Annotated in this window: 22 protein-coding genes and 1 pseudogene; 18 read left to right on the forward strand and 5 right to left on the reverse strand. The window is 61.9% G+C overall.

From position 1 onward, the window contains the following. Positions 1–49: 49 nt before the first annotated feature. Together HDC30_RS25940 and HDC30_RS25945 are read right to left on the reverse strand one after the other, a co-directional pair. Positions 50–1,507: a gamma-aminobutyraldehyde dehydrogenase gene (locus HDC30_RS25940; protein ID WP_183785776.1), complete on the reverse strand. Its 1,458-nt coding sequence runs from the start codon at positions 1,505–1,507 to the stop codon at positions 50–52. 130 nt (positions 1,508–1,637) lie between these two features. Further along, a pseudogene (locus HDC30_RS25945) lies at positions 1,638–2,552 on the reverse strand (LysR family transcriptional regulator). A 177-nt stretch (positions 2,553–2,729) separates the two neighbouring features. On the opposite strand from HDC30_RS25945, the gene HDC30_RS25950 reads away from it, so the two are divergent. The 15 genes from HDC30_RS25950 to HDC30_RS26020 all read left to right on the forward strand — a co-directional run bounded on the left by HDC30_RS25950 (position 2,730) and on the right by HDC30_RS26020 (position 19,435). Then, a complete protein-coding gene (locus tag HDC30_RS25950) occupies positions 2,730–3,452 on the forward strand; it encodes a tellurite resistance TerB family protein (RefSeq protein ID WP_183785734.1) in 723 nt (240 codons plus the stop codon). A gap of 352 nt (positions 3,453–3,804) precedes the next feature. Then, entirely contained in the window at positions 3,805–5,427 is a 1,623-nt protein-coding gene (locus HDC30_RS25955; RefSeq protein WP_007964198.1) for a methyl-accepting chemotaxis protein, read from the forward strand. Then, entirely contained in the window at positions 5,427–5,945 is a 519-nt protein-coding gene (locus HDC30_RS25960; protein WP_027610993.1) for a chemotaxis protein CheW, read from the forward strand. The genes HDC30_RS25955 and HDC30_RS25960 overlap by 1 nt, the downstream gene beginning before the upstream one ends. Next, entirely contained in the window at positions 5,942–7,219 is a 1,278-nt protein-coding gene (locus tag HDC30_RS25965) for a protein-glutamate O-methyltransferase CheR (protein ID WP_183785736.1), read from the forward strand. Before HDC30_RS25960 ends, HDC30_RS25965 begins: the two co-directional genes overlap by 4 nt. Next, a complete protein-coding gene (locus HDC30_RS25970) occupies positions 7,216–7,911 on the forward strand; it encodes a chemotaxis protein CheW (RefSeq protein ID WP_007964201.1) in 696 nt (231 codons plus the stop codon). Before HDC30_RS25965 ends, HDC30_RS25970 begins: the two co-directional genes overlap by 4 nt. Further along, a complete protein-coding gene (locus tag HDC30_RS25975) occupies positions 7,908–10,202 on the forward strand; it encodes a hybrid sensor histidine kinase/response regulator (RefSeq protein WP_183785738.1) in 2,295 nt (764 codons plus the stop codon). The genes HDC30_RS25970 and HDC30_RS25975 overlap by 4 nt, the downstream gene beginning before the upstream one ends. Next, positions 10,199–11,209 (forward strand): chemotaxis response regulator protein-glutamate methylesterase, encoded by a 1,011-nt coding sequence (locus HDC30_RS25980; RefSeq protein WP_007964205.1) that lies wholly within the window; start codon positions 10,199–10,201, stop codon positions 11,207–11,209. The genes HDC30_RS25975 and HDC30_RS25980 overlap by 4 nt, the downstream gene beginning before the upstream one ends. Positions 11,210–11,257: 48 nt before the next feature. Then, positions 11,258–12,259 (forward strand): diguanylate cyclase domain-containing protein, encoded by a 1,002-nt coding sequence (locus HDC30_RS25985; protein ID WP_095138319.1) that lies wholly within the window; start codon positions 11,258–11,260, stop codon positions 12,257–12,259. 235 nt (positions 12,260–12,494) lie between these two features. Next, positions 12,495–13,590, forward strand: a protein-coding gene (prfB, locus tag HDC30_RS25990; protein ID WP_096795805.1) for a peptide chain release factor 2 whose coding sequence is annotated in 2 segments (ribosomal slippage) — positions 12,495–12,566 and positions 12,568–13,590 — 1,095 coding nt in all. Because the reading frame shifts where the segments join, the coding sequence is not laid out codon by codon here. 112 nt (positions 13,591–13,702) lie between these two features. Further along, positions 13,703–15,205: a lysine--tRNA ligase gene (gene lysS / locus HDC30_RS25995; RefSeq protein WP_003222049.1), complete on the forward strand. Its 1,503-nt coding sequence runs from the start codon at positions 13,703–13,705 to the stop codon at positions 15,203–15,205. Positions 15,206–15,310: 105 nt separating this feature from the next. Further along, positions 15,311–16,024, forward strand: coding sequence for a TetR/AcrR family transcriptional regulator (locus HDC30_RS26000; RefSeq protein ID WP_007964212.1), 714 nt, complete (start codon positions 15,311–15,313; stop codon positions 16,022–16,024). Positions 16,025–16,173: 149 nt separating this feature from the next. After that, positions 16,174–16,731 (forward strand): hypothetical protein, encoded by a 558-nt coding sequence (locus HDC30_RS26005; RefSeq protein ID WP_183785740.1) that lies wholly within the window; start codon positions 16,174–16,176, stop codon positions 16,729–16,731. A 24-nt stretch (positions 16,732–16,755) separates the two neighbouring features. Further along, positions 16,756–18,033 carry a flavohemoglobin expression-modulating QEGLA motif protein gene (locus HDC30_RS26010; protein ID WP_003222055.1) on the forward strand — a complete coding sequence of 426 codons (1,278 nt, stop codon included), beginning with the start codon at positions 16,756–16,758 and terminating at the stop codon, positions 18,031–18,033. A 170-nt stretch (positions 18,034–18,203) separates the two neighbouring features. Beyond that, a complete protein-coding gene (locus tag HDC30_RS26015) occupies positions 18,204–19,109 on the forward strand; it encodes an alpha/beta hydrolase (RefSeq protein WP_183785742.1) in 906 nt (301 codons plus the stop codon). Continuing rightward, entirely contained in the window at positions 19,106–19,435 is a 330-nt protein-coding gene (locus HDC30_RS26020) for a hypothetical protein (protein WP_128615722.1), read from the forward strand. Before HDC30_RS26015 ends, HDC30_RS26020 begins: the two co-directional genes overlap by 4 nt. A gap of 263 nt (positions 19,436–19,698) precedes the next feature. Here the strand turns inward: HDC30_RS26020 and HDC30_RS26025 are convergent, their stop codons facing one another. The 3 genes from HDC30_RS26025 to HDC30_RS26035 form a co-directional block, all read right to left on the reverse strand. Then, a complete protein-coding gene (locus tag HDC30_RS26025; protein ID WP_007964218.1) occupies positions 19,699–20,487 on the reverse strand; it encodes an OmpA family protein in 789 nt (262 codons plus the stop codon). Between the two features lie 56 nt (positions 20,488–20,543). Then, the gene (locus tag HDC30_RS26030; RefSeq protein WP_007964219.1) at positions 20,544–20,948 is read right to left on the reverse strand and encodes a DUF4398 domain-containing protein; all 405 of its coding nucleotides are present in this window, start codon (positions 20,946–20,948) and stop codon (positions 20,544–20,546) included. A gap of 365 nt (positions 20,949–21,313) precedes the next feature. Next, positions 21,314–21,658 (reverse strand): hypothetical protein, encoded by a 345-nt coding sequence (locus HDC30_RS26035; RefSeq protein ID WP_003222064.1) that lies wholly within the window; start codon positions 21,656–21,658, stop codon positions 21,314–21,316. Between the two features lie 213 nt (positions 21,659–21,871). Between HDC30_RS26035 and ppc the strand changes: the two genes are divergently transcribed. The 3 genes from ppc to tsaB all read left to right on the forward strand — a co-directional run bounded on the left by ppc (position 21,872) and on the right by tsaB (position 26,207). Next, positions 21,872–24,502, forward strand: coding sequence for a phosphoenolpyruvate carboxylase (gene ppc / locus HDC30_RS26040; protein WP_183785744.1), 2,631 nt, complete (start codon positions 21,872–21,874; stop codon positions 24,500–24,502). Positions 24,503–24,791: 289 nt separating this feature from the next. Further along, positions 24,792–25,439 (forward strand): adenylate kinase, encoded by a 648-nt coding sequence (adk, locus tag HDC30_RS26045; RefSeq protein WP_003222067.1) that lies wholly within the window; start codon positions 24,792–24,794, stop codon positions 25,437–25,439. 93 nt (positions 25,440–25,532) lie between these two features. Beyond that, positions 25,533–26,207: a tRNA (adenosine(37)-N6)-threonylcarbamoyltransferase complex dimerization subunit type 1 TsaB gene (gene tsaB / locus HDC30_RS26050; protein WP_150370355.1), complete on the forward strand. Its 675-nt coding sequence runs from the start codon at positions 25,533–25,535 to the stop codon at positions 26,205–26,207. The last annotated feature ends 120 nt before the right edge of the window (positions 26,208–26,327 follow it).

Consider the following 26,327-nt stretch of genomic DNA (forward strand, 5'->3'; position numbering starts at 1 on the left):
AGTTGTGAACGCGGTGCAGCATGCCGTTGGCGGCTTGTTATTAGCGTAGTCAGAGATGCTGGCCGTGGCGGGCCATGATGTGCCGCACCACGCTGTAGTCCTGCAGCGAATCACTGGATAAGTCTTTGCCGTATCCGGAGCGTTTCAGCCCGCCGTGGGGCATTTCGCTGACCAGCATGAAGTGGCTGTTGATCCACGTGCAGCCGTACTGCAAACGGGCGGCGACCTGCATTGCCTTGTCCAGATTCTGCGTCCACACCGACGAGGCGAGGCCGTATTCGGAGTCGTTGGCCCAGTCCACGGCTTGCGCGAGTTCGTCGAAGCGGGTCACGGTGACCACCGGGCCGAACACTTCGCGCTGGACGATTTCATCAGTCTGTTTGCAACCGGCCAGCAACGTCGGCTGGTAGAAGAACCCGGCGCCGGAATGCACCGCCGCGCCAGTCACGCGCTCGATGTGCGGCTGGCCGAGGGCGCGTTCGACAAAACTGGCGACGCGGTCGCGCTGGCGGGTGCTGATCAGCGGGCCGATCTCGTTGTCGGCATCGCGCTTGCCGGCGAAGCGCAGGCTGCTGACCGCTGCGCCGAGCTCGGCGACCAGTTTGTCGTGAATGCCTGTTTGCGCGTAGATCCGGCACGCGGCGGTGCAGTCCTGCCCGGCGTTGTAGTAACCGTAGGTGCGCACGCCGTCGACCACCGCTTGAATATCCGCGTCGTTGCAGACGATCACCGGGGCTTTGCCGCCGAGTTCCAGATGCGTGCGCTTGAGGGTTTTTGCTGCCGCCTGAAGGATCTTCTGCCCGGTGACGATATCGCCGGTCAGCGAGACCATGCGCACCTTGGCGTGCCCGACCAGATGGCTGCCGACGCCTTCACCGCCGCCGCAGATGATGTTGATCACCCCGCGCGGCAGGATCTCGGCGAGTGCTGGCGCCAGTGCGAGGATCGACAGCGGTGTGTGTTCCGACGGCTTGAACACCAGCGTATTGCCGGCGGCGAGGGCCGGGGCGATTTTCCACGCGGCCATCATGATCGGGTAGTTCCACGGCGCAATCGACGCCACCACGCCAATCGGGTCGCGACGCACCATGCTGGTGTAGCCCGGCAGGTACTCGCCACTGAGCTGACCGGTCTGGCAGCGCACGGCACCAGCGAAGAAGCGGAACACGTCGACGGTGGCGGTCAGATCGTCCTGCCGCGCCAGGTGCAGCGGCTTGCCGCAGTTCAGCGCTTCGAGGCGGGCGAGGTAATCGGCGTGTTTTTCGACGGCGTTGGCGATGTCCAGCAGCAGACTGGAACGTTGTTGCGGCGTGGTGCGCGACCATTCGGCAAAGGCGCGGTGGGCGGCGAGAATCGCGGTTTCGACCTGCTCGGTGCTGGCCTCGGCGATGTGGGTGAGGATTTCACCGGTGGCCGGGTTGAGGATCGGCTCGACAAAGCCTTGCCCGGCGACCAGTTCGCCGTCGATCAACAACGCGGTACACATCGGGGTCTGCACGCCAGCCATTTTCCGCGATCTCTTTTCTTGTGTGGTCATTGGGGCTCCCGTGCCCGGGAGCCGACCGTCTTATAGATGCAGCAAGACTAGTGCGCGGCTCCGAGGTCGACAAATTCTAAATACTGAAGGTGGCATTCGATTAAATAGATGGCTTGCGTCCGCCGTGCGGCTGCTCGCGTGCCACGGTGAGGAATGGATCGACCAAGGCAGGGCGCGCTGTCCCGCGGCGCCAGGCCAGACCGACATCGAGGGTCTAGTTGAGGTCGGCAATCGGCCGCGCTTCGATGATGTCGCCTTCGAGTGACCATGGGCGGTAAGTCATGTCCGGCTGGATTGATACACCCAGACCTGCAGCGACGAGGCTTCGCACGGCTTCGGTGGATGCCGTGCGCAGGGTGATCTTCGGTTGCAGCCCGGCGCCGCGCCAAAGTCTTTGGGCGTTGCGATCCATTTCATCAACATTCAGTTGAATCAACGGCTCGCGAGCGACGTCGGCGAGGTTGATGCTGTCGTGTTCCAGCAGTGGATGCTGGGCCGGCAGCCACAGACGATGCGGCGAGTGGGTCAGCACTTCGGTCTGCAGGGCGTGGCGGTCTTCGAGATTGGAGAGGATCAGCACGCCGACATCGATTTCGCCGCTGACCAGCAAATGCTCGATGTATGGCCGCTCGTCCTCCATCACCCGGATCTCGACGTTGGGATAGGCGCGCTGGAACCGGGTCAGCAAATCGGCGAGGTAATAACCGGCGACCAGGCTGGTTACGCCGACGATCAACTGGCCGGCGACCTGATCGGTACTCTGTTGCAGGCTGCGCTTGGCATTGTCCACGGTGGCCAGAATCAGGTGCGCCTGCCGCAGGAACTGGTGGCCCTGATGGGTCAGGGTCATGCCCTTGGCGTGGCGGCTGAACAGGCTGACGCCGATTTCCTCTTCCAGTTGCTGGATCGCCAGGGTCAGGGTCGATTGGGAAATAAACGCGGTTTGCGCAGCGGCGGAAATCGAGCCGGTCTCGGCCACCGCGATGAAGTGACGGATCTGACGCAGGGTCATCATGAGGGGGGTACCCGGTGGGCGGTTTTTATAGATTGGCCTGAGTGTATATCTATTTTCACGAAGGGCTGCTGCAGGCGGAGCAACATCTGGAAGCACACTCGCAAGCAGGGGCGGGGCACTTTCGAACTAGGCTGAGGGCCTGATAGATCCGGATAACCCCTGTTTTGGAGGCGGAACATGAACACCCGTGGATTGCTCGATCAACTACTCAAGTCTGGCCAGGATCTGTTGCAGAACAAGGCCGGTGGCGCGCAGAACAAACCCGCGGCTGGCGGGCTGGGCGGTTTGCTGGGTGGGTCGTCAGGCTCCGGTGCGCTGGGCGGCCTGCTCTCGGGGGCAGGCGGTGGTGCTCTGGCGGCCGGGGCCATGGGCCTGCTGCTCGGCAGCAAAAAGGCGCGCAAGGTCGGCGGCAAAGTTGCGGTCTACGGTGGCCTCGCAGCCCTTGGTGTGCTGGCCTATAAGGCTTACGGCAACTGGAACGCCCAGAAAGGCACCGCCCCACAAACCGAACCGCAAACCCTGGATCGCCTGCCCCCCGCGCAAGCCGAACAACACAGCCAGGCCATTCTCAAGGCGCTGGTCGCCGCCGCGAAGGCTGACGGCCATATCGATGACCGCGAACGTCAACTGATTGAAGGCGAATTCACCAAACTCGACAACGATCAGGAATTGCAACACTGGCTGCACGCCGAACTCAACAAACCCCTCGATCCCGCAGATGTCGCCCGCGCCGCCAGCACCCCCGAAATGGCGGCGGAAATGTACATCGCCAGCGTGATGCTGGTGGATGAGGAGAGCTTTATGGAAAAGGCGTATCTGGAGGAGTTGGCCAAGCAACTGAAGCTGGAGCCGGGGTTGAAGGTGGAGCTGGAGAAGCAGGTGCGCCTGGCATCGCAATAGAACTGCCTGAGCAAGGTATTCATGTAGGAGCTGCGGTACGCTGCGATCTTTTGATTTTTTAAGCCAACAGCAAAAGATCGCAGCGTGCCGCAGCTCCTACAAGGTTTTGGGCCAGACGCCGAAGCCTGCTCGCGATTGCGTTTTCAGCCTCCCTTCCATAGCAATGGCCGATCCAGCGCCCCTTTTTGCCGTTCCATCACTGGCACGCCAGCCCCGGATTGTCGGACAGTCCCACCCCAGAGCCTTCCCGCGAACCAAGTCGGGCCGGCCCGAGGGTTAAAAAGCGTCTTATAAATGAAACACCGCCCTCGGCTATACTCCCCGCATTTCGACTTAGGCACGAGGAATCACTGTGAAGAACTGGACGTTGCGCCAACGCATTTTGGCGAGCTTTGCGGTGATTATCGCCATCATGTTGCTGATGGTCGTTGTTTCGTATTCACGGTTGCTGAAGATCGAGGCCAGTGAAAGCAGCGTGCGTGATGACGCCGTTCCCGGCGTCTATTACAGCTCGATGATTCGCGGTGCCTGGGTCGACAGCTATCTGCAGACCCAGGAACTGCTGGGCCTCAAGGAAGGGCAGGGCATCAGCAGCGAAGACGCGGCGGACTACAAGGCGTTCGAGACGCGCCTGCAGGAGCAGATGGCCAACTACCGCAACACCGTCACCACCGACGAGGACCGGGTCGAGTTCGCCGCGTTCGAGAAGGATCACGACACCTACATGCAGATTCAGGATCAGGTGCTCGACTTGCACAAGCGCAACCTGGAAGCCGAAGCGGTCAAGCTGTTCACCGAGAAGCTGACCCCGGCCTGGTACACCGGTCGCATGAAACTCAACGACATCATCGGCGAAAACAAGCGGGTCGCTGATCAGGCCATGGCCAACATCGACGAGGCGGTAGCGGCGGCCAAGGTCAGCATGTTCGTCTCGCTGCTGGTGGCCGTGCTCGCGGCCGGTGCCTGCGGTCTGCTGCTGATGCGCGCGATCATGGCGCCGATGAACCGCATCGTGAAAATCCTCGAAATCATGCGTACCGGCGACTTGAGCAGCCGGCTGAATCTGGATCGCAAGGACGAGTTCGGCGCGGTGGAAACCGGCTTCAACGACATGATGACCGAGCTGACTTCGCTGGTGTCCCAGGCCCAACGCTCCTCGGTGCAGGTGACCACTTCGGTGACCGAAATTGCCGCCACCTCCAAGCAGCAACAGGCCACCGCCACCGAAACCGCGGCCACCACCACCGAAATCGGCGCGACCTCACGTGAAATCGCCGCCACCTCGCGGGATCTGGTGCGCACCATGACCGAAGTGTCCACCGCCGCCGATCAGGCCTCGGTACTCGCCGGTTCCGGCCAGCAAGGCCTGGCGCGCATGGAAGACACCATGCACTCGGTGATGGGCGCAGCCGATCTGGTCAATGCCAAACTGGCGATCCTCAACGAGAAGGCCGGCAACATCAATCAGGTGGTGGTGACCATCGTCAAGGTCGCCGATCAGACCAACCTGCTGTCGCTCAACGCTGCCATCGAGGCCGAGAAGGCCGGCGAGTACGGGCGTGGTTTTGCCGTGGTCGCCACCGAAGTACGGCGTCTGGCGGATCAGACCGCCGTCGCCACTTACGACATTGAGCAGATGGTTCGCGAGATCCAGTCGGCGGTGTCTGCTGGCGTGATGGGCATGGACAAGTTCTCCGAAGAAGTGCGCCGGGGCATGGCCGAAGTGCAGCAGGTCGGCGAGCAACTGTCGCAGATCATCCATCAGGTGCAGGCGCTGGCGCCGCGGGTGTTGATGGTCAACGAAGGCATGCAGGCCCAGGCCACCGGTGCCGAACAGATCAACCATGCGCTGGTGCAGTTGGGCGACGCCAGCAGCCAGACCGTCGAGTCGCTGCGTCAGGCCAGTTTCGCCATCGACGAACTGAGCCAGGTGGCCGTCGGGCTGCGCAGCGGCGTTTCGCGATTCAAAGTCTGATGAGCGAAGTCACCGCCAAACGCAGCGCTGCGCCGGTGGCGAAGCAGGCGTTGTTCCTGCTGTTTCGCATCGGCAGCGAGCGTTACGCCTTGCGCGCCACCGAGGTGGCGGAAGTGTTGCCGCGCCTGCCGTTGAAGCCGATTGCCCAAGCGCCGAACTGGGTCGCCGGGGTGTTCGCCTATCGCGGTGCGGTGGTACCGGCCATCGACCTCAGTGCGCTGACTTTCGGCCATCCCGCCGAGGCGCGCACCAGTACGCGGCTGGTGCTGGTGCATTACCGTCCGGATGAACAGCAGCCGTCGCGCTGGCTCGGGCTGATCCTTGAACAGGCGACCGATACCCTGCGCTGCAACCCCGAGGATTTTCAGCCGTATGGCCTGGACAATCGTCAGGCGCCGTACCTCGGCCCGGTGCGCGAAGATGCCCAGGGGCTGGTGCAGTGGGTGCGGGTCAACGACTTGCTGGATGACGCGGTGCGCAGCCTGCTGTTTCCGGCGCCGCTTGGGGCGCAGTCATGAGCAGCGACCAGCGTTTTTTCGATTTCCTCAAGGAACGCATCGGCCTGGATGTCACGTCGGTGGGGCCGGCGATCATCGAGCGCGCGGTGCGCCAACGCACCACGCTCTCGCAAGCGGCGCACAGCGATGAATACTGGCAACTGCTGCAAGGCTCGCGGGACGAACAGCAGGCGTTGATCGAAGCGGTGATCGTCCCCGAAACCTGGTTTTTCCGTTATCCGGAATCCTTCGCCACCCTCGGCAAGCTGGCGCGCAAGCGTCTGGATGAATTGAACAACATGCGCGCGCTGCGCATCCTCAGCTTGCCGTGCTCGACCGGCGAAGAACCCTATTCGATTGCCATGGCCTTGCTCGATGCGGGGCTCAAGCCGCATCAGTTCAAGGTCGACGGCATGGACGTCAGCCCGCTGTCGGTGGACAAGGCGCGACGGGCGTTGTACGGCAAGAACTCGTTTCGGGGGCAGGATCTGGATTTTCGCGAGCGTCATTTCACCGCCGAGCAGGACGGCCATCGGGTCAGCGAAGCGGTGCGTGAGCAGGTGCGCCTGCAGGCCGGCAATGTGCTGGATCCGACGCTGCTGGCGGGTGAGCCGCCGTTCGATTTTGTGTTCTGCCGCAACCTGCTGATCTATTTCGACCAGCCGACGCAGAAGCAAGTCTTCGAAGTGCTCAAGCGTCTGACGCACATTGATGGCGTGTTGTTCATCGGGCCGGCCGAGGGCAGTCTGCTCGGGCGCCTGGGCATGCGTTCGATCGGTATTCCGCAGTCGTTCGCCTTCAGTCGGCACAATGATCCGCTGCCGGAGCCGGTGTCATTGCCTACCCCCACGCCATTGCCCGTGCGCCAACCGCTGCGCAGTCCGCCGCCAGTATCGCCGCCGGTGCGTCCGCGGCCGTTTGCCAGCGTTGCACCGTTGCCCGTCAACAGCAAAAGCGCCAACCCGGACGCGGCGACCTTGCTCGCCAACATCGCCGCGCTGGCCAACGAAGGCAAAAGCGCCGAGGCCCGCGCGGCATGCGAGCAGTATTTGCGCAGTCACGAACCGGTGGCGCAGGTGTTTTACTGGCTCGGTCTGCTCAGCGATGTTGCCGGTGCCGCGCTCGAAGCCCAGAGTCATTACCGCAAGGCCTTGTACCTTGAACCGCAACACCCCGAAGCGTTGATGCACCTGGCCGCCTTGCTGCAGGCCCAGGGCGACAGCGCCGGTGCCAGACGATTGCAGGAACGCGCCGCCCGCAGCGGCCGCACCGCCGACAGTGAGCGTAAACGATGATCCCGTCCGACACCTTGAACGTCACCCACGAAGACGCCCGGGCCATCGATGATTGCTGGAACCGTATCGGTATTCATGGCGATAAGTCGTGCCCGTTGCTGGCCGAGCATATTCATTGCCGCAACTGCGCGGTGTATTCCGCCGCCGCCACGCGCCTGCTGGACCGTTATGCATTGCAGCAGGACGAACGCGATCCGGTCGCCGTGGCGGTCGAAACCGATGTGAAAACCCGTTCGCTGCTGATGTTCCGCCTCGGCGAGGAATGGCTGGGGCTGGCCACCCGCAGCCTGGTAGAGGTGGCGCCGTTGCAGGCGATCCACTCGCTGCCCCACCAGCGTTCGCGGGCCTTGCTTGGCGTGGCGAACGTGCGCGGGGCGTTGGTCGCGTGCCTGTCGCTGGTCGAGTTGCTCGACCTTGATGGCAACGCCGCACCGGCCACTGGCGCGCGGATCATGCCGCGCATGCTGATCATCGCCGCCCACGGCGGACCGGTGGTGGTGCCGGTGGACGAGGTCGACGGCATCCACGCCATCGATGAAAAAATTCTCGACGCCGCGTCGCGTGCCGGCGGTGAGCACAACAGCACGGCCAGCGCCAAATACACCCGTGGTGTCCTGCAATTTCGGGGGCGCAGCCTGCGTTGGCTGGATGAAGAACAGCTGCTGTCCGCCGTGACCCGGAGCCTCACATGACCCCCGAGCAAATGCGCGACGCCTCGCTGCTGGAGCTGTTCAGTCTTGAAGCCGAAGCCCAGACCCAGGTGCTCAGCAGCGGGCTGCTGGCGCTGGAGCGCAACCCGACTCAGGCCGACTATCTGGAGTCGTGCATGCGTGCGGCGCACTCGCTCAAGGGCGCGGCGCGGATCGTCGGCATCGACAGCGGTGTCAGCGTCGCCCATGTGATGGAAGATTGCCTGGTCAGCGCGCAGGAGGGGCGGCTGTTGCTGCGTCCCGAGCACATCGATGCGTTGTTGCAGGGCACCGATCTGTTGATGCGCATCGCCACGCCGGCCAATGCTCCGCAAGCGCCGGACATCGAAGCGTATGTGGCGTTGATGGGACTCCTGCTCGACCCTTCGGCAGCGCCCACAGTGGCGCCACCGCCGATGGCCGAGTTGCAGATGCAGGCGCCGCCGCCTGCGCCTGCACCGATTGAAACCCCGGCGCCATTGATCGAGACACCGCTGGAAACCTCCGACCCGGCACCGCGCAAGAACAAGCGCACCACCGAGGGCGGCGAGCGCGTGCTGCGGGTCACCGCCGAACGCCTGAACAGCCTGCTCGACCTGTCGAGTAAATCGCTGGTCGAAACCCAGCGCCTCAAACCGCATCTGGCGACCATGCAGCGTCTTAAGCGCATGCAGAACAACGGCCTGCGGGCGCTGGAAAGCCTCAATGTGCACCTCAAGGAACATGCGCTGAGCCTTGAGGCCCAGGAAGCCCTCGAAGATGCGCGGCGCCTGCTGGCCGAATCCCAGCAATTGCTCGCGGAAAAGAACGCCGAGCTCGACGAGTTCGCCTGGCAAGCCAGCCAGCGCGCCCAAGTGCTCTACGACACCGCGCTGGCCTGTCGTATGCGCCCGTTCGCCGACGTGCTCACCGGTCAGGTGCGCATGGTTCGGGATCTGGGGCGCAGCCTCGGCAAACAGGTGCGGCTGGAGATCGAAGGCGAGAAGACGCAGGTCGATCGCGACGTGCTGGAAAAGCTCGAAGCGCCGCTGACTCATTTGCTGCGCAACGCGGTCGATCACGGCATCGAAACCCCGGAACAACGCCTGCTCAAAGGCAAGTCTGAAGAGGGCCTGATCCGCCTGCGTGCCTCGCATCAGGCCGGTTTGCTGGTGCTGGAATTGAGCGATGATGGCAATGGCGTCGATCTGGAAAAGGTCCGCCGCAGCATCGTTGAACGCCAATTGTCACCGGCAGAAACTGCCGCGCAGTTGAGCGAAGAAGAACTGCTGACCTTCCTGTTCTTGCCGGGTTTCAGCCTGCGCGACACGGTGACCGAAGTGTCCGGGCGTGGCGTCGGCCTCGACGCGGTGCAGCACATGGTGCGGCAACTGCGCGGCGCGGTGGTGCTGGAGCAGACGGCGGGCGAGGGCAGCCGCTTTCATCTGGAAGTGCCGCTGACCCTGTCGGTGGTGCGCAGTCTGGTGGTGGAAGTCGGCGAGGAGGCTTATGCGTTTCCGCTGGCGCATATCGAACGCATGTGCGATCTGGAGCCACAAGACATCGTGCAGATCGAGGGCCGTCAGCATTTCTGGCACGAAGGTCGGCATGTCGGGCTGGTCGCGGCCAGTCAGTTGCTGAATCGTCCGGCCAGTCAGAGCAGCGGCGAAACCCTCAAGGTCGTGGTGATCCGCGAGCGTGACGCGGTCTACGGGGTGGCGGTCGAGCGGTTTGTCGGCGAGCGCACGCTGGTGGTGCTGCCGCTGGATGAGCGACTGGGCAAGGTTCAGGATATTTCCGCCGGGGCGCTGCTCGACGACGGTTCGGTGGTGCTGATCGTCGATGTCGAAGACATGCTGCGCTCGGTGGACAAACTGCTCAACACCGGGCGTCTGGAGCGTATTGCTCGCCATGGCAATCAGGCCGCCGAAGTGGCGCGCAAACGGATTCTGGTGGTCGATGACTCGCTGACCGTGCGCGAGTTGCAACGCAAGTTGCTGCTCAATCGCGGCTATGACGTGGCGGTCGCGGTGGACGGCATGGACGGCTGGAACGCGCTGCGTTCGGAGGACTTCGATTTGCTGATCACCGACATCGACATGCCGCGCATGGATGGCATCGAACTGGTCACCCTGTTGCGCCGCGACAACCGCCTGCAATCGCTGCCGGTGATGGTGGTCTCGTACAAGGATCGTGAAGAGGACCGGCGTCGTGGACTGGACGCTGGCGCCGACTATTATTTAGCCAAGGCCAGTTTTCATGACGACGCCCTGCTTGATGCAGTGGTTGAGCTCATTGGAGGAGCGCGGGCATGAAAATCGCAATCGTCAACGACATGCCCCTGGCGGTGGAGGCTTTGCGCCGCGCGCTGGCCTTCGAGCCAGCGCATCAGGTGGTCTGGGTCGCCAACAACGGCGCCGAGGCGGTGCGTCTGTGCGCCGAAAACACCCCGGATCTGATCCTGATGGACCTGATCATGCCGGTCATGGATGGCGTCGAGGCCACGCGACGGATCATGGCCGAAACCCCGTGCGCGATCGTTATCGTCACGGTCGACCGTCAGCAAAACGTGCACCGGGTCTTCGAGGCCATGGGCCACGGCGCGCTGGACGTGGTCGACACCCCGGCCATTGGTGCGGGGAACGCGCAGGAAGCGGCGGCGCCTTTGCTGCGCAAGATCCTCAACATCGGCTGGCTGATCGGCGAGAAAACCCCGCGCTCGCGTCCGGTGCCGACGCCCCACCGCAGTTCGGCGTCGTGCAAGCGGCTGGTGGCGATCGGCTCGTCTGCCGGCGGACCGGCCGCGCTGGAAGTGCTGCTCAAGGGCCTGCCACGCCATTTCTCGGCCGCCATCGTGCTGGTGCAGCACGTGGATCAGGTGTTTGCCGCGGGCATGGCCGAATGGCTGGCCAGCGCCAGTGGCCTCGATGTACGCCTGGCCCGCGAAGGCGAGCCTCCGCAGGCCGGCGCGGTGCTGTTGGCCGGCACCAACCACCATATTCGTTTATTGAAAAACGGCACGCTGGCCTACACCGCCGAGCCGGTCAACGAGATCTACCGGCCTTCGATCGACGTGTTTTTCGAAAGCGTCGCCAGTTATTGGAACGGCGATGCCATCGGGGTTTTATTGACCGGGATGGGACGCGACGGGGCGCAAGGGCTTAAGCTCATGCGCCAGCAGGGTTATCTGACCATCGCGCAGGATCAGCAAAGCAGTGCGGTGTACGGCATGCCCAAGGCAGCAGCGGCGATCGATGCGGCCGTCGAAATCCGTCCACTGGAAAAGATAGCGCCACGATTGCTGGAGGTATTCCCCAAATGAACAGGCTATTCCGCAATCCTGGCCCCCGCAGTACTCAGGTGACCGCCCATGAATGATTTACAGATCGACGACATTAAAACCGACGAAAACGCCGCCATGGTGTTGTTGGTGGACGATCAGGCGATGATCGGCGAAGCCGTGCGCCGTGGGCTGTCGAATGAAGAGAACATCGACTTCCACTTCTGCTCCGATCCGCACCAGGCCATCGCCCAGGCGGTACGGATCAAGCCGACGGTGATTCTGCAGGACCTGGTGATGCCCGGCCTCGACGGCCTGAGCCTGGTGCGCGAATACCGCAATCATCCGGCGACCAAGGACATCCCGATCATCGTGCTGTCGACCAAGGAAGACCCGCTGATCAAGAGCGCGGCGTTTTCCGCCGGGGCCAACGACTATCTGGTGAAACTGCCGGACACCATCGAGCTGGTGGCGCGCATCCGCTATCACTCGCGCTCCTACATGACCCTGCTGCAGCGGGATGCGGCGTACCGTGCGTTGCGCGTCAGCCAGCAGCAGTTGCTCGACACCAACCTGGTGCTGCAACGGCTGATGAACTCTGACGGCCTGACCGGGCTGTCCAACCGCCGGCACTTCGACGAGTACCTGGAGCTGGAATGGCGCCGCTCGCTGCGCGACCAAAGCCAGTTGTCGTTGCTGATGATCGACGTCGATTACTTCAAGTCCTACAACGACAGCTTCGGCCACGTCGAAGGCGACGAGGCGCTACGCAAGGTCGCCACGGCGATCCGCGACGCCAGCGCCCGACCGTCGGACCTGCCGGCCCGCTACGGCGGTGAAGAGTTCGCCCTGGTGCTGCCGAACACCTCGCCGGGCGGCGCACGACTGGTGGCGGAGAAACTGCGCCAGACCGTGGCGGCGCTGAAAATTCCGCACAACACCCCGAGCGACGGGGCGAGCCTGACCATCAGCATCGGTCTGGCGACCATGGTGCCGCAGGCGGGCAGCGATTGCCGGCTGCTGATTTCGGCGGCGGATCGCGGGTTGTATCTGGCGAAGAACAACGGGCGTAATCAGGTGGGTATCGAATAGGTCTCTCGAACCTGCAAATCCCCTGTGGGAGCGGGCTTGCTCGCGAAGGCGGAGTATCACTCGATATCAATGCTTAATGACACACCGCCTTCGCGAGCAAGCCCGCTCCCACAGAGGATGCGCACCAGGCGATGTCAAGTGAATCGCCTTAACAGCCGCCAGACGGGCTGCCGTGACAGCGTGATTACGTTATACTCGCCGGCTTTCAAAAGTTCGCCAACGAGTGCTGCCCGTCATGGAAATCAACCCGATCCTGAACACCATCAAGGACCTGTCCGAGCGCTCCGAAACTATTCGGGGGTATCTTTGACTACGATCAAAAGCATGAGCGTCTGATCGAAGTCAATCGCGAGCTTGAAGATCCTGCAGTCTGGAACAAACCTGAATACGCCCAGGAACTGGGCCGCGAGCGAGCATCGCTGGCGCAGATCGTCGACACCCTGGATGAGCTGTCCAGCGGTCTGGCCGATTCCCGCGAGCTGCTCGACATGGCCGTTGAAGAAAACGACGAAGGCGCGGTAAACGACGTCGTTGAACTGCTTCAAGGGCTTGAAGAGTCACTGGCCAAGCTTGAATTCCGCCGCATGTTCAGCCACGAGATGGACCCGAACAACGCCTACCTGGACATCCAGGCCGGCTCCGGCGGCACCGAGGCCCAGGACTGGGCCAACATCCTGCTGCGCATGTACCTGCGCTGGGCGGACAAACGCGGTTTCGACGCGACCATCATGGAACTGTCGGCCGGTGAAGTCGCCGGTATCAAAGGCGCGACCGTGCACATCAAGGGCGAATACGCCTTTGGCTGGCTGCGTACCGAGATCGGCGTGCACCGTCTGGTGCGCAAGAGCCCGTTCGATTCCGGCAACCGTCGCCACACCTCGTTCTCTGCGGTTTTCGTCTCGCCAGAGATCGACGACAAGGTCGAAATCGAAATCAACCCGGCAGACCTGCGGATCGACACCTATCGTTCCTCCGGTGCTGGTGGTCAGCACGTAAACACCACCGACTCGGCCGTACGTATTACTCACGTACCGACCAACACCGTGGTCAGCTGCCAGAACGAGCGTTCCCAGCACGCCAACAAGGACACCGCCATGAAAATGCTGCGGGCCAAGTTGTACGAGCAGGAAATGCAGAAGCGCAACGCCGCTTCCCAGGCCCTGGAAGACACCAAGTCGGACATCGGCTGGGGTCATCAGATCCGTTCGTACGTGCTCGACGCGTCGCGGATCAAGGACTTGCGCACCAACATTGAACGCAGCGACTGCGACAAGGTGCTCGACGGCGACATCGACGAATACCTGGAAGCCAGCCTGAAATCGGGGCTGTAAAAGACGCACACAGGGTCGCTGATGCAACGCGATCCCTGTAGGAGCCAGCCCTGCTGGCGATTCCCGGGCCGCCAGGCCCGGGGGCAACGAACCTGATGGAATATCTGAAGACATGAGCGACCAACAACTCGACCCGCAAGCCCTGCAACAGGAAGAAAACTCCCTGATCGCCCTGCGCAAGGAAAAGCTGGCTGCCGAGCGCGCCAAGGGCAACGCCTTCCCGAACGACTTCCGCCGCGAAAACTACTGCGAAGATCTGCAGAAGAAATACGCGGACAAGACCAAGGAAGAGCTGGCCGAGGCTGCAATCCCGGTCAAGGTTGCCGGTCGCATCATGCTCAACCGTGGCTCGTTCATGGTGATCCAGGACATGACCGGTCGCATCCAGGTCTACGTCAACCGTAAAACCCTGTCCGAAGACACCCTGGCCGCCGTCAAGACCTGGGACATGGGCGACATCATTGCCGCCGAAGGCACCCTGGCGCGTTCCGGCAAGGGCGACCTGTACGTCGAAATGACCAACGTGCGCCTACTGACCAAGTCGCTGCGTCCGCTGCCGGACAAGCACCACGGCCTGACCGACACCGAACAGCGCTACCGTCAGCGTTACGTTGACCTGATCGTCAACGAAGACGTGCGCCAGACCTTCCGCGTGCGTTCGCAAGTGATCGCGCACATCCGCAGCTTCCTGATGAAGCGCGACTTCCTCGAAGTCGAAACGCCGATGCTGCAGACCATTCCTGGCGGCGCCGCAGCCAAGCCGTTCGAAACCCACCACAACGCGCTGGACATGGAAATGTTCCTGCGTATCGCGCCTGAGCTGTATCTGAAGCGTCTGGTGGTTGGCGGTTTCGAGAAAGTGTTCGAGATCAACCGCAACTTCCGTAACGAAGGCGTTTCGACGCGTCACAACCCTGAATTCACCATGCTGGAGTTCTACCAGGCTTACGCCGACTACGAAGACAACATGGACCTGACCGAAGAACTGTTCCGTGAACTGGCGCAGCTTGTGCTGGGCAGCACCGACGTGCCGTACGGCGACAAGGTGTTCCACTTCGGTGAGCCGTTTGCCCGTCTGTCGGTGTTCGACTCGATCCTCAAGTACAACCCTGAGCTGACCGCCGATGACCTGAACGACATCGACAAGGCGCGCGCCATCGCCAAGAAGGCCGGCGCCAAGGTGCTGGGCTTCGAAGGTCTGGGCAAGCTGCAGGTGATGATTTTCGAAGAGCTGGTCGAGCACAAGCTGGAGCAGCCGCACTTCATCACTCAGTACCCGTTCGAAGTGTCGCCGCTGGCCCGTCGTAACGACGAGAACCCGAACGTCACCGACCGTTTCGAGCTGTTCATCGGCGGCCGTGAAATCGCCAACGCCTACTCCGAGTTGAACGACGCGGAAGACCAGGCCGAGCGCTTCATGGCGCAGGTGGCCGACAAGGACGCCGGCGACGATGAAGCCATGCACTACGACGCCGACTTCGTGCGTGCGCTGGAGTACGGCATGCCGCCAACGGCCGGTGAAGGTATCGGCATCGACCGCCTGGTGATGTTGCTGACCAACTCGCCGTCGATCCGCGATGTGATCCTGTTCCCGCACATGCGACCGCAAGCGTAAACGTTTCAGTTAAAAAGCCGCCTAAAACAGGCGGCTTTTTATTGCCTGTCTGGTACAAATGTATCAATTGGTTAATTTTGCAATAGCAGAGGAAGTCCAGTCGTGATGGTTGCAATCGCTCAAGAAGGTGCAGCGGGTATCGCCACTGCGGTCGCTGAAAGTGTTCAGTACCAAGGCCGCAAGGCCAGCCGACAGGGCAGTGAGCAGCGTCGACAGGACATTCTCGACGCGGCGATGCGCATTGTCGTGCGTGACGGCGTGCGCGCCGTGCGCCACCGGGCCGTGGCGGCCGAGGCCGGGGTGCCACTGTCGGCCACTACTTATTACTTCAAGGACATCGATGATCTGCTCACCGATACCTTCGCCCAATACGTCGAACGCAGCGCGGCCTACATGGCCAAGCTGTGGATCAACAACGAAGGCCTGCTGCGCGAAATGGTCGTCAGTGGTGACGGCAGCCCCGAGTCGCGCTCGCAACTGGCGGACGACATCGCGCGGCTGATGGCCGACTATGTGCACCGGCAACTGGTCAATCGTCGCGAGCACCTGATGGCCGAGCAGGCGTTCCGCCAGGAAGCGCTGCTCAACCCGCGGCTGGCGGATCTGGTGCGCTCGCATCAGCAGATTCTGCTGCAAGGCACCTGCCAGTTGTTCCAGGTGCTGGGCTCGCGTGAACCGCAGCAGGATGCCAAGGTGTTGACGGCGATTATCGGACGGATGGAATATCAGGGCCTGCTCAACGACGCCGAGCCTTTGGCCGAACAGGACATGCTCGGGATTCTGACGCGGTACATGCATCTGGTCCTGGCCTCGGTGTAATGCCAATCCCTGTGGGAGCGAGCCTGCTCGCGAATGCGGTCTGACATTCAACATCTTTGTTGCCTGACACACCGCTTTCGCGAGCAGGCTCGCTCCCACAGGTGAAAGTGGTGATCGTCAGGGCGGGATATGTTCATAGGGAGTATTGAATGAAAGCCTGGCGTGGCGTGCTGATCGCCTTGTCGTTCCTGCTGCTCAGTGGCTGTCTGGTGACCTTCAAGGATCCGCTGCCTGCCAGTGACCCGGCGCCCAAGGGCCTGCTGGGCACGTGGTCGAGCACCAATGCCTGGGGCGAACCAATGAACCTTGAGCTGACCCGCGTCGGCAACGATCGCTATCAGGCCGTCACCTGGTTCAAGGCCCGGCCTCACGAGCGCGAGGCGTACCCGTTCACCGTGTCGCGCCATGGCAGTCGTTGGTACCTGTCAGCGAAAGTGCCGGCGCGTTACGGTGGGCAATACACCATCGCCGGTTTCGAACTCACCGACAAACACGAGCTGGTGGTGTACAACCTCGACCTTGAACAGATCAATCAGGCGATCAAACAGCAAGCCCTCGACGGCAAGGCTTTCCAGACTGAAGACGACGGCGACGGCGTGCAGGTCGACAGTAGCCTCGACAAGGTCTTTGCTTACCTCGACGATCCGGCCAATTCCGATGTCTTCGTCGAGGCCGCGCGCTATCAGCGCCAGGCCCGCGCCAAATAATTCAGTTTTCTACAGGAGTTTCGGGTGGACGATTACCAGCAGACGATACGCACGCTGTCCGATCGCATTGTGCTGGCGCAGACGCCGATCCGCGTGCTCGATGCGGTGAAGTGGGACGAGAACATCCGCAAGGGCTTTCTCAAGGCCAAAGGCAAGGAAATGCCGGCGGTGGATCGCGACTACTACCTCAACCGGCCGCTGTCCTTCGATTCGAGCAAGGTCAAACTGGAATTCCAGAACATCGAGCGCGACATCACCCGCCAGCTCGGCCAGTTCAACCCGGTCGGGCAGATCATGCGGCGCATGTGCAAGGAATACCGCATGGTGGTGCGCATGCTCGAAGCGCGCGGCACCGAGGATTTCGGCCTGATCTCGCAAGAGCTGTACGGCGCCGCCTCCGATGCGTTCCACGCTGGCGACCCGACCCTGGCCGACCTCGGCCTGATGATGTCCGACTACCTGAACAACATTGATGGCCGTGGCGACCTGAAGGACGAGCCGAAGATCCTCACCGCCAAGGATGCCGTTCACCTGCTGCAAACCCGGTTGAACAAGGTGTTCGGCGAGGCCGAGGAAACCATCCGCGTGTTCGAGTCCGACGGCATCGTCGCCGACGCGGCGGCAGGCGCCGACTACATCAAGATCCGCACTGACGCGCTGTTCAACGACCGCGACGTGCGTGCACTGGAAGTCCACGAAGGTCTGGTGCACGTCGGCACCACGCTCAATGGCTTGAACCAGCCGATCTGCACCTTCCTGTCCAAAGGCCCACCGTCGTCGACGGTGACCCAGGAAGGCCTGGCGATCTTGATGGAAATCATCACCTTCGCCTCCTACCCAAGCCGTCTGCGCAAACTGACCAACCGCACCCGCGCCATTCACATGGTCGAGGAGGGCGCGGACTTTTTGCAGGTGTTCGAGTTCTTCCGCGAGCAGGGCTTTGAAATGGCCGAAAGCTACGGCAACGCCAGCCGGGTGTTCCGTGGTTCGACCCCGACCGGTCTGCCATTCACCAAAGACTTGTCCTATCTCAAGGGCTTTATCATGGTTTACAACTACATTCAGTTGGCCGTGCGTAAAGGCAAGCTTGAGCAAGTGCCGCTGCTGTTCTGCGGCAAGACCACCCTGGAAGACATGCGTACCCTGCGTCAGTTGGTCGATGAAGGTCTGGTGGTGCCGCCGAAATATTTGCCTGAACAGTTCCGCGACATGAACGCGCTGTCGGCGTGGATGTGCTTCTCCAACTTCCTCAATCACCTGAGCCTGGACCGGATCGAGGCGGATTACTCCAATATCCTCTGAACGACGAAGAAAAATTCCCCTGTGGGAGCGGGCTTGCTCCGGGCGGCGTTCCGACGAATGCGATTTCACATTCAACATTAATGTTGGCTGATGCACCGCTTTCGCGAGCAAGCCCGCTCCCACAATTTTTGATTTGTGTTTAGCTCTCAATTTTTGCGAGGTTTCACCGGATGAGAATCCTCGGCATCCTTTGCCTGCTCCTGACCCTCAGTGGTTGCAGTTCGTTGTTGTTCTACCCCGAGCCGGGCCAGATCTTCACCCCGGAAAAAGCCAAGCTCGAATACCGCACCGTCACATTGCTCACGGCGGATGGCTTGAAGCTGAACGCCTGGTGGCTACCGGCCAAACCTGGCGTCGAAGTCAAAGGCACAGTCCTGCACCTGCACGGCAACGGCGGCAACCTGCCGATGCACCTCGGCGGCAGTTGGTGGTTGCCGAAAAACGGTTATCAGGTGCTGCTGGTGGACTATCGCGGGTATGGCTTGTCCGAGGGCAAGCCGAGCCTGCCGGCGATCTATCAGGACATCGACGCCGCGTTCGCCTGGCTCGACAAGGCGCCAGAGGTCAAAGGCAAACCGCTGATCCTCCTCGGCCAGAGCCTCGGCGGCTCGATGGCCGTGCATTGGCTGGTGCAGCACCCGGAGCGGCAGAAGCAACTCAAGGCCTTCGTGCTCGACGGTGTGCCCGCCAGTTATCGCAGCGTCGGCCAGTACGCCCTCAGCACTTCATGGCTGACCTGGCCGTTTCAGGTGCCGCTGTCGTGGCTGGTGCCGGATAGCGACAGCGCGATCAACTCGATGCCGCAGCTCAACGGGGTGCCGAAACTGATCTTTCACAGCATCGATGACCCGCTGGTGCCAATGGCCAACGCCATCCGCCTGTATCAGGCTGCACCGCCACCGCGCGTGCTACAGCTGACCCGCGGCGGCCACGTGCAGACCTTCGGCGACCCTGTCTGGCGCCAGGTAATGCTGCGCTATCTGGAAGATCCCGAACATTTCAACGGCCTGCGCCGCCTCGGCGAGATCCCGAATTATCCGCAAGCCCCGAATTCTGAAGATGAGAGTCCGCAATGACTGAAGAACGTAACGCCATCCCGCTGATCATCACCGGTATCTGCAGCATCCTCGGCACCGTCGGGGCGCTGTGGTACTACGGTTACCTGCACTTCGCCAAACCCGAGGATGCGCTGCTGCTCAACGAATTCACCATGCTCAAGACCGTGCCGGGCGAAGACTACAAAGTCTCGCTGGACCCGGCGCCGCAAGTGGCGCAGTGCATCGATGGCGTGCTGGTGCTGTTCGACACCGAGCAGAAAGGCCTGACCGGGGTGCTGATCAATGCGCAGAAAAAAGCCGTGCGCTGCATGGGTGAAGAGACTCCGCAGAAGCTGGAGGAGTGATTCTGCAGGTTCAGCCCTCACCCTAACCCTCTCCCAATGGGAGAGGGGACTGACCGAGGGGGCCTTCGAGTTACGCCGACCTGAAAGATTGTGTCGATTATTGATTCGGCCAAGCACTTTCAGGTCGATGTATTTCTTGAGAATCCCCCATTCGGCTCCCTCTCCCTCGGGAGAGGGCTGGGGTGAGGGGCCGCAATTTCAGCTCCCACCAAAAAAGCCCCGCCTGATCACTCAGGCGGGGCTTTTGCGTTAGCGCGTGTTGCTTAGTTCGAGCTGACCGCCGAACGTGGCATCACTGGCTGGTTGTCATTGGAAATGGTCACTTCCACACGACGGTTCATCGCACGACCCGAGACGCTGCTGTTATCGGCAACCGGGTATTCCTTGCCATAACCCTGAACCACGATGCGCGAAGGATCTACGCCCATCTTGATCAGAGCGACTTGTACCGAGGTGGCACGACGCTCGGACAGCGACTGGTTGTACGAAGCCGCGCCGGTGCTGTCGGTGTAACCCTCGACGATCACTTTGCGATCAGGGTTTTCCTGAAGGAATTGTGCCAGTTTGTTGATGTTCACCAGACCGCTGGATTTCAGGTCAGCCTTGTTGGTGGCGAACAGCACGTCACCGAAGGTCACCAGGGTACCGCGATCGGTCTGCTTGGCGTTCAGGCTCTGCTGCAGTTGTTTGATCTGCTGATCACGAGCGTCCAGACGCGCCTGGGCACGTTGCGCGGCAGCGTTTTTCAGGTTGTTTTCAGCGGTGCGCAGGGCGATGGTCTGCTTGGCCACTTCCACGCGCTGGTTGGTCAGGTAGGCCAGTTGGTCAACCTTGGCTGCGTCTTGCTTGTCCAGATAAGCCTTGTCGGCCTTGTCCAGGTAATCGCTGGCGTCCTTGGTTTCCAGGGCAGCGACTTTGCTCGCCTGTGGGTTGGCCTGCAGGCCGGCGTAGTTGGTGCGCGCCTGTTCCAGGTTCGGGTTAGGCGGAGTAGAGCAGGCAGCCAGGGCAACGCTTGCGGCCAGAAGAGCGGGGATCATCAGTTGCTTACGCATAATTTGTCGTCCTTTCTATCGATAAAAGTTTCAGCTTTGCGATTCGGGATGCGCGCTTACTGCACGGTGCGCTGACTTTCCTGACGCAGTTCCTGAACACCTTTCTGGGAATCCTTCACAGCCTGTTCGGCCTTGGCAGCCTGAGCCTTGCGTTCTGCTACGCGAGCGTCCCATTCAGCTTGTTCGGCGAGGGTGCGAGCCTGTTCATACTTCTTGTCGTGCATGGCAATTTCGGCTTGCTTGAGCTTGTCCTGAGCCTGCTTCATTTCCACTGCAGCGAACTCGGTACCACCGGCGCTGACGGCGCTGTTGACGGCCGATTGAGTCACGGCGTACTGCTCGGTCGGCGGGTTACCGGCGCAACCGGCCAGAACGAAGCTGGTACCGATAGCCAGAGCAGCCAGTTTCAGACCGCGCAGGTGGGAGAACGAGGTTTGGGTCTTCATGGTCTTCAACTCCATTGTTTAACTCCTGATAAAACCGAAAATCCATCCTGGTCGAGGAGCCGCAAGCGTCGTGTAAAAGCGCGTTTTTGAAACGCTCGTTCCAGGCGTGGTTACAGCTTCCGACCGGAGGCGTTTTTCAAAAGTTCAGAAAAGATGGCCTATCGCCAAATTTTTTTTTGACCAAACGGACAAGGCTCTAAACCGGGAACTTTGGAGGCGGGGAGAGGTACGCGCGGGGTAAAAAGTGTGGGATTTTTGAAGTTCAATACAGTCAATGTGGGAGCGAGCCTGCTCGCGAAAGCAGTCTGTCAGGCACTGTAGAGGTGACTGTTCTGACGCTATCGCGAGCAGGCTCGCTCCTACAGTTTGATGGGGTTGTGTCAGTGTTTTTGCTTGCCGGCAGCGGCGGATAAATCCTGCAGATGCCGCCTCGAAAGCGCCAGAAACCGCGGTGTCGGCCCGACATCTTCATACAGCGGATCACCTTCCTCATCGGTGGCGACCACGGTCGAACCTTTCACATACGGCAGGCTCGCCTCGAATTCTTCGAGCGCGGCGCCGATCAGTTCGCCGAGCAGTTCTTCCGGGTGGCGTTTGGGGTACATCTCGGCGATCGCCGCCAGTCGTGCAGCGGCCTCGACGTCCAGATGAATCGTGTAGCCAGTGTCGGTCAGTCGACCCTTGGCGTTTTCTTCCCAATGCTGGGCGAGTTCACGAATTTTCATGATGACCTCATTTCGCGCCTGCTCGTGGCAGGCCTGGGTGAGTGTCCGGCGGGGCCGGCGGCAAGCCGTTGTGCGGCTTACTGTTGAGACTAGCTCCAAGCCCCAAGGTTTAAAGTCCCTTCGTCGTCTGCTTGTAAGAAGCGCCGTAGAGCGGCACTCTCTGGGCAAAGCATTCGTTTCTGCGCCGTCCCGATTAACGCTGGAGAACTGCTGATGACCGATATTGATGCACGCTTGCGCGAGGACGTTCACCTGTTGGGTGAGCTGTTGGGCAATACCATCCGCGACCAGTACGGCGAGGAATTTCTCGACAAGATCGAGCAGATCCGCAAGGGCGCCAAGGCCGACCGCCGTGGCTCGATGGACGCCGAACTCAGCGCCAGCCTCAATCAGTTGAGCGAAGACGAACTGCTGCCGGTGGCGCGGGCGTTCAACCAGTTCCTCAACCTGGCGAACATCGCCGAGCAGTATCAATTGATTCATCGTCGCGAAGAGTCGCAGCCGGCGCCGTTCGAATCCCGCGTGCTCCCGGAACTGCTCGCCCGCCTGCGCAACGAAGGCCACAGCGCCGAATCGCTGGCGCGACAACTGGCGCGCCTGGAAATCGAACTGGTGCTGACCGCCCACCCGACCGAGGTGGCGCGGCGCACATTGATTCAGAAGTATGACGCGATCGCTGCGCAACTGGCCGCACAGGATCATCGCGACCTGACCAGCGCCGAGCGCGAACAGATCCAGAACACCCTGCAACGGCTGATCGCCGAAGCCTGGCACACCGAAGAAATCCGCCGCACCCGGCCGACCCCAGTCGATGAGGCGAAATGGGGTTTTGCGGTGATCGAGCATTCGCTGTGGCAGGCGATTCCCAACCATATGCGCAAGGCCGACAAGGCGCTGTATGAAGCGACGGGCCTGCGCTTGCCACTGGAGGCGGCGCCGATTCGCTTTGCCTCGTGGATGGGCGGCGACCGTGACGGCAACCCCAACGTCACTGCGGCAGTGACCCGCGAAGTGCTGTTGCTGGCGCGCTGGATGGCTGCCGACCTGTATCTGCGCGATGTCGATCACCTGGCGGCCGAGCTGTCGATGCAGCAGGCCAGCGATGCGCTCAAGGCCAAGGCCGGCGACAGCGCCGAACCTTACCGGGCGGTGCTCAAGCAATTGCGTGAACGCCTGCGCGCCACGCGCAACTGGGCGCACGCCTCGCTGAGCGCAACAACGCCAGCGCCAGCCGACGTGTTGCACAACAACCGCGATCTGCTCGATCCGCTGGAGCTGTGCTTCAACTCGCTGCACGAGTGCGGCATGGGCGTGATCGCCGACGGGCCGTTGCTCGATTGTCTGCGCCGGGCGGTAACCTTCGGCCTGTTCCTGGTGCGCCTCGATGTGCGTCAGGACTCGACGCGGCATAGCTCGGCGATGACCGAAATCACCGACTACCTCGGCCTCGGTCGCTACGAAGACTGGGATGAAGAACAGCGCATCAGCTTCCTCACCCGCGAATTGAGCAATCGTCGCCCGTTGTTGCCGGCGCATTTCAAACCGTCCGCCGACACCGCTGAAGTGCTCGCCACTTGCAAGGAAATCGCTGCCGCACCGGGCGCCTCGCTGGGTTCCTACGTGATCTCGATGGCGGGCGCCGCCTCCGACGTGCTGGCGGTGCAACTGCTGCTGAAAGAGTCCGGCGTGCTGCGGCCGATGCGCGTGGTGCCGCTGTTCGAAACCCTCGCCGACCTCGACAACGCCGGGCCGGTGATGGAGCGTCTGTTGCTGCTGCCGGGCTACCGCGCGAGGCTGCAAGGCCCGCAGGAAGTGATGATCGGTTATTCCGACTCGGCCAAGGACGCCGGCACCACCGCGGCGGCGTGGGCGCAATATCGCGCGCAGGAGCGGCTGGTGGAGATCTGCCGCGAGCAGCAAGTCGAACTGCTGTTGTTCCACGGTCGCGGTGGCACCGTGGGCCGTGGCGGCGGTCCGGCGCACGCGGCGATCCTGTCGCAGCCGCCGGGGTCGGTGGCGGGGCGTTTCCGCACCACCGAGCAGGGCGAAATGATTCGATTCAAATTCGGCCTGCCGGACATCGCCGAGCAGAACCTCAATCTGTATCTGGCTGCCGTGCTGGAAGCGACGTTGTTGCCACCACCGCCACCGACGCCCGAATGGCGACACCTGATGGATGAACTGGCCGCCGATGGCGTCGCCGCGTACCGCGCCGTGGTGCGTGAAAATCCGCAGTTCGTCGAGTATTTCCGCCAATCGACGCCGGAGCAGGAGCTGGGTCGCTTGCCACTGGGCAGCCGTCCGGCCAAGCGCCGTGCCGGTGGGATCGAGAGCCTGCGGGCGATTCCGTGGATCTTCGGCTGGACGCAAACGCGGCTGATGCTGCCGGCGTGGCTCGGCTGGGAAACTGCGCTGAGCAAGGCGCTGGAGCGCGGCGAAGGCGAACTGCTCGGGCAGATGCGCGAACAGTGGCCGTTCTTCCGCACCCGTATCGACATGCTGGAAATGGTCCTGGCCAAGGCCGACGCCGACATCGCGCTGTCGTACGACCAGCGTCTGGTCGAGACGGACTTGCTGCCGTTGGGCGCACAGTTACGCGACCTATTGTCGCAGGCGTGTGCGGTGGTGCTCGGCCTGACCGGGCAGTCGCAGCTGCTGGCACATAGCCCGGACACCCTGGAATTCATCCGTCTGCGCAACACTTATCTTGATCCGCTACATCTATTGCAGGCCGAGCTGTTGGCCCGATCACGGCAGCAAAATGTCGAGCAGGGCAGCCCGGTGGAGCAGGCGCTGCTGGTGTCTGTGGCGGGGATTGCCGCCGGGTTGCGCAATACCGGCTAAGGTTTTTGCGGTGGCATCAGGCACCCGGTGCACAGGCCGGGTGCCGCTTTGTACACAGGGAGAAAGTGCGGTCAGGCGACAGTTAGTGATGGGGTTGCGACTTGGGTTACCGCGTCGCAAGGTCGCGGCGGGCGCCGGTTTCTCCGACTTTTGGCGTCTTGTGTGGGCGCAGCCTGCTGTGTATCTTGATCAGCCTTTGGCCGTTTGTGCGGCCACGACCCGTTTTTTAAGATTGGCCCAAAGAGGCGAATCCCGTTGTTTTCTATATAAAAAATTGAGGAGCACATCGATGCGCGTCATTCTGCTGGGAGCTCCCGGGGCCGGTAAAGGTACTCAGGCTAAGTTCATCACCGAGAAATTCGGCATTCCGCAAATCTCCACCGGCGACATGCTGCGTGCAGCGGTCAAGGCTGGCACTCCGCTGGGCGTTCAAGCCAAGAGCATCATGGATGCCGGCGGCCTGGTGTCGGATGACCTGATCATCGCGCTGGTGCAGGATCGCATCGCTCAACCAGACTGCGCCAACGGCTTTCTGTTCGACGGTTTCCCGCGCACCATTCCACAGGCCGAAGCGCTGGTAACTGCCGGTGTCGAGCTGGACGCCGTGGTTGAAATCGCTGTTGAAGACGAAGAAATCGTTCAGCGTATCGCCGGTCGTCGCGTTCACGAGGCCAGTGGCCGCGTTTACCACATCGTCTACAACCCGCCGAAAGTGGCTGGCAAAGACGACGTTACCGGCGACGATCTGGTGCAGCGCAAGGACGACACCGAAGAAACCGTGCGTCATCGCCTGTCGGTCTACCATTCGCAGACCAAGCCGCTGGTGGACTTCTACCAGAAGCTTTCCGCTGCCAACGGCAAGCCGAAGTACAGCCATATTCCGGGCGTTGGTTCGGTTGAAGCGATCACCGCCAAGGTGCTCGAAGCGCTGAGCTGAAAAAGCTGATCGGCTGCATCATCCACGGCCCGCTTGCGGGCCGTAGTTGTTTATACTGACGCACTTTTTCTCCCACCTGTTTTGGATACATCGATGAGCACCTTGCTGGCCCTGGACACCGCGACCGAAGCTTGCTCCGTTGCCTTGCTGCATGACGGCAAGGTCACGAGCCATTACGAGGTGATCCCGCGTCTGCACGCGCAGAAGCTGCTGCCGATGATCCAGCAACTGCTGGCCGATGCCGGCACCACGCTGCAAGCGGTAGACGCCATCGCGTTCGGTCGCGGGCCGGGTGCGTTTACCGGTGTGCGGATTGCCATCGGTGTGGTGCAAGGTCTGGCGTTCGCGCTGGATCGTCCGGTGCTGCCGGTGTCGAACCTTGCCGTCCTGGCGCAACGTGCATATCGCGAACACGGCGTGAGCCAGGTCGCGGCGGCTATCGATGCGCGGATGGATGAAGTGTATTGGGGCTGCTACCGCGAAACGGCTGGCGAGATGCGTCTGGTCGGCGTCGAGGCGGTACTGCCGCCGGAAGTCGCGGCGCTGCCGGGCGATGCCAGCGGTGAGTGGTTCGGTGCAGGTACCGGTTGGGGCTATGGCGAGCGGATCGCGGTCAACCTCACCGGCTCCGATGCCGGCATGCTGCCTCACGCCGAAGACCTGCTGACCCTGGCGCGGTTTGGCTGGGAGCGCGGCGAGTCGATCCCTGCCGATGACGCGCAACCGGTTTACCTGCGCGACAAAGTCGCCACCCCCAAGGCTCGCTGATTCACCACAAAACCTGTGGGAGCGGGCTTGCTCGCGAAGAGGCCATGTCAGTCTCTATCCAGGTGCCTGACACACCGATTTCGCGAGCGAGCCCGCTCCCACAGGTCCGGTGTTCAATTA

Source organism: Pseudomonas sp. JAI115 (genome assembly GCF_014200835.1).
Classification (GTDB): Bacteria; Pseudomonadota; Gammaproteobacteria; order Pseudomonadales; family Pseudomonadaceae; genus Aquipseudomonas; species Aquipseudomonas putida_A.